General features: G+C 67.8%; 1 protein-coding gene. It reads left to right on the top strand.

Annotated features, from left to right (window positions below):
- Positions 1 to 1768, top strand: a 1768-nt coding sequence (locus ACGFIS_RS37470) for an IS1634 family transposase (RefSeq protein WP_392974015.1), incomplete at its 5' end; no start/stop codon positions are given.
- Positions 1769 to 1872 lie beyond the last annotated feature (104 nt).

The following is a 1872-nucleotide window of genomic DNA, read 5'->3' as shown; positions in this document are numbered from 1 at the left end:
GGAACAGGGGAGTCCCTGGTTTCCTGTGGTCATGTACTTGCGGTTCACGCAGCGGAGCAACGCCGATGGGTCGATCGTCCGGTATGCGGCGCTTGCGCATAACCGGCGGGTGGACGGCAAGGTCAAGCCGGACGTGCTGATGAACCTGGGCCGGGTCGACCGGCTCGATGTGGAGGGTCTGCGCCGGCTGGCCGCCTCGATCACCAGGCACTTCGGCGGCAACGAGGCAAGCCTGGACGAGGCGGCCGAGGCCGGACTGGCGGCGGGAGCGGCCCCGATGGAGGTGATCGACTCCCGGCCGATCGGCACCCCGTGGCTGCTGGACGCGCTCTGGAAGCGCTTGGACATCGCCGACGCGATCAAGAGGGCAACGGACGGGCGGCGGTTCACCACCAACGTGGAGCGGGTGCTGTTCGCGCTGGTCGCCAACCGGGCGATCGACCCGATGAGCAAGCTGTCGGCGGCCGAATGGGCGAGCGAGGACGCCGTGATCAGCGGACTGAACGGCATGGACGAGGACCAGGCGTATCGGGCGATGGACCTGCTCGCCGAAGCCGACACCACCGGGAAGGTCCAAGAAGCGGTGTTCTTCGCCGTGGCGAACCTGCTCAACCTCGAGGTCGATGTCCTGTTCTTCGACACCACCTCCACCTACTTCGAACGTGACGAGGAGGAGGACGACACCGCCGAGCGGCGAGGCTTCCGCAAGTACGGCAAGTCCAAGGACCACCGCGACGACCTCCCGCAGATCGTCATCGGCCTGGCCGTGACCAAGGAAGGCATCCCGGTCCGCTGCTGGTGCTGGCCCGGCAGCACCAACGACCAGCAGGTTCTGGCCGAGGTGAAGGACGACATGCGGGACTGGAAGCTCGGCCGCGTCATCACCGTGGTCGACCGCGGTTTCTCCGGCACCGGCAACCTCGCCTACCTGCGCAGAGCGGGCGGACACTTCATCGCCGGGATGCGGATGCGAGACGGCAGCGCCCTGGCCGAGCAGGCACTATCGCGCCAGGGCCGCTACCAGCAGGTCCGCGACAACCTCCGCGTCAAGGAAGTCAAGATCGACGGGGCCGGGGACGTCCGGTTCATCATCTGCCACAACCCCGACCAGGCCGAACGCGACAAGCGCCGGCGCGAGCAGGCCATCGCCCGGATCGAAGCCGAACTGGAACGCATCGCCGCCCAGCGGGAACGCGAGCGGACCAGAGCCAGGAACGGGCAGCTCACCGCCAAGGCCAGGCAGCGAGCCGAGCAGGCGCACGTGCGGGCCGAGTGCGCCCTGCGTGACCACCCCACCCTCAAGCGGTGGATCCGGCAGCACAAGAACGGCCGCCTCGCCATCGACCGGGCGAAGACCAAGACCGAGGCCAACCTCGACGGCAAGTACCTCCTGGCCACATCCGACCCCGACATCTCGGCCGAGGACACCGCTCTGGGCTACAAGAACCTCCTAGAAGCAGAGCGCGGGTTCCGTGACCTGAAGTCCGAGCTGCTGCTTCGACCGGTGTTCCACCGGCTCGAACACCGCATTCGCGCACACGTCCTGATCTGCTGGCTCGCCCTGCTCCTGACCCGGGTCGCCGAGCGTTCCACCGGCCAAAGCTGGCGCGATATCCGCCGCGAAACCGCCCGCTTGAAGCAGGTCACCCTCGTCGGCGCCGCCGGGACGATCACCCAGACCACTCCGCTACGGCCCGGCCACAAGGCCATCTACCAGGCGCTTTCCATCCAACCGCCGCCCCGGGTCACCGCCTTCGACCCCACCTGAACAAGACCGAACAAGGCCGGCGAGGCGTGGACACACGCCCTCTCCCGCTCTAATCGGCGTTCCCCCAGGCCAGACCCCGGATTCGGCATCACGTGTGACCACCA

Source organism: Spirillospora sp. NPDC048824, assembly GCF_043198455.1.
Lineage (GTDB): Bacteria > Actinomycetota > Actinomycetes > Streptosporangiales > Streptosporangiaceae > Spirillospora.
This window is presented reverse-complemented; position numbering and strand designations above follow the sequence as displayed.